The organism is Nocardioides sp. NPDC087217, from assembly GCF_044744805.1.
Taxonomy (GTDB): domain Bacteria; phylum Actinomycetota; class Actinomycetes; order Propionibacteriales; family Nocardioidaceae; genus Nocardioides.
Map to the genome: position 1 here is coordinate 400,736 of NZ_JBIUZB010000006.1, position 6,821 is coordinate 407,556.

Here is a 6,821-nt window from a genome sequence, read left to right on the forward strand (position 1 = left end):
GGCCAACACCACCAGAAAGGCGGCAAGCACATGACTGAAACCAACCCGCTCGTCTTCGAGGACGCGGTCGTCATCGACTCGGCCTGCGAGTTCGAATACTGGCGCACCCACCTGGACCACTGGCGCAAGGGCGGCACGACTGTCTGCGTGCTCACGGTCTCGGCGCTCGGCGCTGCCAGGGAGGCGCTGTTCGCCTTCGGCAGGTGCTTCGAATTCATCCGCAACACCCCGGGACTGCGACTGGCGACCTCCGTGGAGGCGATCCGGGCAGCCAAGGCCGCCGGAGAGATGGCCGTGGTGTTCCACTTCCAGGGCACACGACCCCTCGAGTACGAGCCTTCGCTGATCGAGGCCTACTGGCGGATGGGCCTCCGAATCGTGCAGGTCGCCTACAACCGGCGCGGCATCATGTGCGACGGGTGCGAGGAGCCCCAGGACGCCGGGCTCAGCAAGCTCGGCGAGCAGATGCTCGCCGAGCTGAACCGCCTCGGCATCCTGGTCGACGTCAGCCACACCGGATGGCGCTCTGCGCTCGAGGTCATCGAGGCCTCGACCGCACCGGTCATCGCCTCGCATTCGAACGCCCACGCCGTGCACCCGAGCACGCGCAACATCCCGGACGACGTCATCAAGGCCATCGCCGCTAGCGGGGGAGTCATCGGGATGAACGGCCTGCCGTTCTTTGTCGCGGCGGACACCGCTCCCACGCTCGACCAGTTCATCGACCACATGGTCCACGTGGACAGCCTGGTCGGCACCGGCCACGTGGGCCTAGGTGTCGACTACTGCCGCGGCACCCAGGTCGACGATGACGCGACGCTGACCATGGAGCAGTACGAGGGCCTCATCAAGTCCCAGGTCTGGCGCCGGGAGACCTACCCGCCTCCGCCGTTCAACTTCCCCGAGGGCCTCGGCCAGGGCGGCCCGAGCGGCTTTCCCAAGCTCGCGGAGCGGATGCTCGAGCGCGGCTACACCGCCAACGAGGTCCGTGGCGTGCTAGGTGAGAACTGGCTGCGGGTCTACGGCCAGGTCTGGTCCTGAGCCGACCGCGCGCGACGGAACCCCCAGGCCGTTGCGCGCGGTCCCCCTGAGCAAGGGCGACACCGCCGACCGGTGTGCGTCCGAAGTCCTGCTGCCTCCGTGCAGTCATCCCAACAGATTGGAAACCTCATGACCCGCGTTGCCATCGTCTCCGGTGTCCGCACCCCCATCGCGAAGAAGGACAAGGCCTACCGCGACGTCCACCCCGTCGACCTGCTCGCGACGTCGTTCAACGGCGCCCTCGCTGCGGCTGGGATCGATCCTGCGAACGTCGACATGGGTCTCGCCGGCGCCACCGGCCAGGTAGGGGGACAGGCGCAAAACATCGGCCGCAACGCCTGGCTGTCGTCCGGCCTGCCGATGACTGTGCCCATCTCAACGCTCGACGCGCAGTGCCCCTCGAGCCAGCTGGCCACCCACCTCGGCGTCGCCTCGATCATGGCCGGGGACGCATCGGTCGTCATCACGGGAGGCGTGGAGTCGCTGACCCGAGTGCCTACCGGAATCGCGGGAACGGTGGGTGAAGACGGCCCGATCTCACAGAGCCTGCGCGCGCACTGGGACATGCCGCACCAGGGCGAGGCCGCGGAGCGTGCCGCCGACAAGTACGGCATCACCCGCGAGGCGTGCGACGAGTACGGTGTCCGTTCGCACCTGGCCGCGCACGTGGCGTGGGAACGCGGGGCGTTCGACAACGAGACCGTGCCCGTCACGGTCGACGGCACCGTCCTGCTGAACCGCGACGAGGGCATCAGGCCGGACTCTAGTGTCGAGAAGGCGGGAAAACTGCCATCGGTCTACCGGCCCGACGGTGTGAACAACGCCGCCAACTCCAGCCAGCTCTCCGACGGCAGCGCCGCGATCATCCTCGCATCTGAGGAGGCCTGCGCCCGCTTCGGCCTGACCCCGCTGGCCTGGATCCGGTCGACCACCTTCGTGGGCAACGACCCCGACATCATCTTCGACGGCCCCAACGACGCGACCGCCAAGATCCTCGACCGCACCGGGCTCACCCTCGACCAGATGAAGCTCATCGACGTCCACGAGGCCTACGCGGTCCCGGTGCTGATCTGGCAGGAGCACTTCGGCGTGAGCCTCGACCGCGTCAACCTCGACGGCGGCGCCATCAGCATCGGCCACCCGTTCGGCGCCACCGGAGCCCGGCAGATGCTCCACCTCGCCCACGCCCTGCGTGCAGCCGGCGGGGGCATCGGGCTCTCCACCATGTGCGGCGGCGGCGGAATCGCGACCGCCACCATCATCGAGTCGGCCAGCTGAATGACACTGTCTACCTCTTCAACCAGGAGCAAGGCGTGAAGGTCGGAGTACCCAAGGAGGTCAAGAATCGTGAGTACCGGGTTGCTCTGACTCCGATCGGGGCGCACGAGCTGGTCCAGCACGGTCACGAGGTGGTGGTGGAGAAGACCGCTGGTGAGGGCTCACAGATCCCCGACCAAGAGTACGTCGCCGCGGGCGCCACGATGCTTGACACGGCTGATGACGTATGGGGCAGTGCGGAGATGATCCTGAAGGTCAAGGAGCCGATCGCCGAGGAGTACGCCCGGATGCGGGAGGGCCAAACCCTCTTCACCTACCTCCACCTCGCTGCCGACAAGCCCCTGACAGAAGAACTGCTGGCCCGCAAGCTCACCGCCATCGCCTACGAGACCGTGCAGCTGCCTTCGGGAGGACTGCCGCTGCTCTACCCGATGTCGGAGGTCGCCGGCTGCCTGGCACCCCAAGTGGGTGCCTACTCGCTGATGAAGGCCAACGGCGGGCGCGGTGTCCTCATGGGCGGCGTGGGTGGCGTGGCCAACGCCAAGGTCGTCATCATCGGCGCCGGCGTCTCGGGCCAGAACGCCGCCAACATCGCGCTCGGCATGGGCGCCGACGTCACCCTGCTCGACACCGACCTCGACAAGCTGCGAATGTCTTTCTGGCGCTACAACAACCACGTCCGCGGTCTTGCCTCGTCCAAGTTGGCGATCGAGCAGCAGGTGATGGAAGCCGACATGGTGATCGGTGCAGTGCTGATCCCGGGCGCAGCCGCGCCGAAGCTGGTCAGCAACGACCTGGTGTCGAGGATGAAGCCGGGTTCGGTGCTGGTCGACATCGCAATCGACCAGGGCGGGTGCTTCGAGGACTCGCACGCCACCACCCACGATCACCCGACCTACGAGGTCCACGACTCCGTGTTCTACTGCGTGGCGAACATGCCGGGTGCGGTGCCGAACACCTCGACCTACGCGCTGACGAACGCAACACTGCCATACGTCGTCGCTTTGGCGGACAAGGGCTGGGTGCAGGCGCTACGCGATGACCACAGCCTCGCGCTGGGGCTGAACACCCACGCCGGACGACTCACCAACGAACCCGTCGGCACCGCGGTCGGCATCGACTCCGTCGACCTTGCCGTTGTCCTGGACATTGCCGACTTGGAGGAAACAGTATGACCGGAGGTTCTTTGGCGCGTCGCCCACTCATCGTGGGCGCCGCCGGTCTGGCCCTGTCAGGACTCATCGGCATCTCGACCGACAGTTCGAGCAGGGCCGCCGCGCCGGCACGCCAGGACAGGGCCTCCGGTAGTGGTGGGGGATCGCTTGAGCTCGAGGGAGCGCCCAACGCCCGCGACCTCGGCGGCTACAGAACGGTGCAGAGCGGCCAGGTCCGCCCTGGCCTGCTCCTGCACGGGCCACAACTGAGCAACGCTCACTCGTTCGGACATCTCGAAGCTCGAGGATCTCCGGCTTGACCAGGATCATCGACCTTCGGACGCCCGAGGAGGTCGCAGGAAAGCCGGACCGGGCGGTGCCGGGCGCGAGGAACATGCAGATTCCACTGAACCCGGCCGGAGACTCCCTCGTCAACGCCTACAATGGCGCATCCACCACTGCAGAGTATCGAGCCGTCACCGACTCGCTGGGCGGGCCGGTGGCATGCTCTACCAATTGCAGCACGAGCTCGCAGGGCGCCGTATGCCGTGTCCCAACTCTGCTCGGTCTTCGAGGCGATCCTAGCCGCGAGCGGTGACCCGGTTCTCTTCCATTGCACGATCGGCAGGGACCGAAACGGCATCACCACCGCGTACGTGTTGCTGCGGATTCTCGGCGTGAGTCGAGGCGACGCCATGAAGGACTATCTAGCGAGCAACGTCCACAACACCGAGGTGGTGCAGAGTCACATCGAGTTCTACGAGTCCCTCGGCATGGGTGCCCTCGTCGAGACGGCGAGGGCGGCAGTGATCTCCTGAGGGTCCAAGCGCGACGTGAGCCAGAGCGTTTCCTCGAGCTCTCCCGGTTCCTCGGCGCGTACCGCGATGCCTATGGTGCGCTGCTCGTCGACGGAGGCGCCTTCGGTCACTCGCGCAGACCATGGTCGAGCTTAACCTCGGCACGCTGCGAACCCGCGACGAATTGCACGGCCACCCTGACGTCACCGCGCAGTTCTTCGCGGGCGGATTCGTCACCGTGTCTGCTGGTGGCTGCGGACAGAGCCGGCGACCATGTCCCCGAGGAACTCGCGCAGGCGCTACTGACGTCACACCACGCGACTTCAACGACTGACGTCGCTCAGCCTCCGCTGTCGTCATCCGGGGTCATCGAGTTCCATTGCCCATCGTCGAGCTGTGAGCTCGTGGCGACGTTCGGATACCGTCATCTCGCCCGATCAGCGCTACCCGGATCCTCATCCGACGAGGATGTGGACACCACCGTCCGTGCCGAGAAACGCTGATGTGTTATCGGAACGACTCGACGACGCCGCTGCGGTGGTAGTCGAAGACGATGCTGGTGCGGACCGGAGCGACGCTCGGGTGCCCGGAGAGGTGCTCCACCCACTGGCGGATCGCGGAGCTGTCGGTGGCCGCGATGTGCATGTGAAGTCGTCAGCACATCCGAGGGAGAACACCTGTAACCCCTGCGGCAGCCCGTGCACCTGCTCGGAGACGTGCGTGATGCTCTCCTGCCACGCCCGGCACAGAGTGACGCCGGTCAGCGGTTCTTACCGATGGCGCCGGCGTCGATTGGAAACTGCACGCCCGTCACGTAGCGCGCCCAGTCCGAGCACGGAAGACCACGGCATCTTCCTGATCAGCGGTCGGCCGGGGGCTGGACGCTTCTCCGTAGAATCTTGCCTGTAGGGCCCTTTGGCAAGCTGGACACGAACCAGATCTTACGGGGGTACTTGTAGTCGGCTAGGCGCTCCCGTACATACTTGACTAGTTCGTCGGTATCGGCCTGAGCTCCCCGTTTGAGTGCCACCGCTGCTCCGATCTGCTCCCCGAGGTGTATGTCCTTGATCCCAACCACCGCTGCCTCGGAGACGGCTGGGTGCTCGTATAGCACCTCTTCCACTTCGCGCGGATATACATTATATCCGCCCCTGATTATCACGTCCTTCTTTCGATCGACGATGCTGTAGTAGCCGTCGGCGTCTAGGCGTGCTATATCCCCCGTACTGAACCAGCCGTCCACGATCGATTCCTCAGTCGCCTCTGGCCGACCCCAGTAACCCTTCATGACGTTCTCGCCCTTGATCTGAATCTCTCCCGGAGTCTCAAGGTCACTCAACTGGTTGCCAGCCTCGTCGACTAGCCGGAGCTGGCACCCCCGCACGGGAGTTCCGATCGTTCCGGGCTTACGCGGCTTTCCTGGCTTGTTGAAGCAGGCAATAGGTGCGGTTTCAGACAGGCCGTATCCTTCGTATATCTCGCAACCGAACTGCCTCTCGAAGGCCTTAAGTACCTCGACCGGCATCGGTGCCCCTCCAACGATACAACAACGCAGCTTCGACAAGTCTGCCGAAACTGAATTTGGAGAGTTCAAAAGCGCGGAGTACATGGTGGGAACGCCCTCGAGAACCGTAACGTTGTCGCGCTCGAGAACGCGCAATGCCACTTCTGCGTCAAACCGAGGAATCAAAGTGAGCAGTGCCCCCGATTTCACAGCAGCGTTCAGTCCGCAAGTCAGTCCGAATACGTGAAAGAGCGGCAAACAGCCAAGGATAACGTCATCGGTAGACGTTTGGATGAGGGTGTCCACGGTTGTAGAAGCATTTGTCGCCATGTTGGCGTGTGTGAGTTCAGCACCCTTAGGATTTCCAGTTGTTCCGGAGGTGTAGAGCAACACGGCAGTGTCATCCGCGTTTCGCGCAATTGGGTCCTCGAGTGGGTTTCCGAGAAGGTTCAGTGCGGTGGGGCCGTCGTCTCCGACTAGGAACGATGGAATTCCAACATCGCTGGCTGCCTCCGCCACCACCTCCCCTACGGCATGAGAGCCATAGATGAGTGACATGCCGGAGTCTTGAATGTAATACGTGATCTCGCGTGACTTCAGCAAGGGGTTCATCGGGACAGCGATGGCCCCAGCCATGAGGACACCGTAAAACAGAATGGGAAACGCCGGGACATTCGGCATCACGATGCCTACGCGATCACCAGGTCGGATACCTCGAGCTTGCAGATCGCCCGCTACAGCCCCGGCGGCTTGCCGGAGCTGGGAATAGTCGAGCGTGGTGCCATGCAGCCTGATCGCCGGCCTATTGCCCAGGTTGCGTGCGGTGTCGATGAGGTTGTTGGCTAGGTTCGAAGACATGACGATTCTCCTCTCAAACTTGGGTTGTTGACGGATTCTGGGGCGCAGTGCGACGGGTCGGGAGGTTGGGGGGCTAGGATGTAGTCCATGGTGGCTTCTTTTTCCAACGGTCTCAATGGCTCTGAGCCTCGGGCTGGCAGGCGGAATCTGAAGGGTGACATGCGAGAGCAGGCGATCCTTCAGTGTGCC

At 64.4% G+C, this 6,821-nt stretch carries 7 protein-coding genes; 5 read left to right on the plus strand and 2 right to left on the minus strand.

Annotation, left to right across the window (positions count from 1 at the left end):
• Positions 1–30: 30 nt before the first annotated feature.
• From ACIO3S_RS24785 to ACIO3S_RS24805, 5 genes are all read left to right on the plus strand, one after another.
• Complete coding sequence (locus tag ACIO3S_RS24785) at positions 31–1,041, plus strand: dipeptidase (RefSeq protein WP_400468441.1); 1,011 nt, start codon at positions 31–33, stop codon at positions 1,039–1,041.
• Positions 1,042–1,170: 129 nt separating this feature from the next.
• Entirely contained in the window at positions 1,171–2,319 is a 1,149-nt protein-coding gene (locus ACIO3S_RS24790; protein ID WP_400468443.1) for a thiolase family protein, read from the plus strand.
• A gap of 35 nt (positions 2,320–2,354) precedes the next feature.
• The gene (ald, locus tag ACIO3S_RS24795) at positions 2,355–3,494 is read left to right on the plus strand and encodes an alanine dehydrogenase (RefSeq protein WP_400468445.1); all 1,140 of its coding nucleotides are present in this window, start codon (positions 2,355–2,357) and stop codon (positions 3,492–3,494) included.
• Positions 3,491–3,793, plus strand: coding sequence for a tyrosine-protein phosphatase (locus tag ACIO3S_RS24800; protein WP_400468447.1), 303 nt, complete (start codon positions 3,491–3,493; stop codon positions 3,791–3,793). The genes ald and ACIO3S_RS24800 overlap by 4 nt, the downstream gene beginning before the upstream one ends.
• A 123-nt stretch (positions 3,794–3,916) precedes the next feature.
• Complete coding sequence (locus ACIO3S_RS24805; RefSeq protein WP_400468449.1) at positions 3,917–4,291, plus strand: tyrosine-protein phosphatase; 375 nt, start codon at positions 3,917–3,919, stop codon at positions 4,289–4,291.
• A gap of 486 nt (positions 4,292–4,777) precedes the next feature.
• Here the strand turns inward: ACIO3S_RS24805 and ACIO3S_RS24810 are convergent, their stop codons facing one another.
• Positions 4,778–4,915: a hypothetical protein gene (locus tag ACIO3S_RS24810; RefSeq protein WP_400468451.1), complete on the minus strand. Its 138-nt coding sequence runs from the start codon at positions 4,913–4,915 to the stop codon at positions 4,778–4,780.
• Between the two features lie 214 nt (positions 4,916–5,129).
• Positions 5,130–6,632, minus strand: a complete 1,503-nt coding sequence (locus tag ACIO3S_RS24815) for a long-chain fatty acid--CoA ligase (RefSeq protein WP_400468453.1) — start codon at positions 6,630–6,632, stop codon at positions 5,130–5,132.
• Positions 6,633–6,821: the final 189 nt, after the last annotated feature.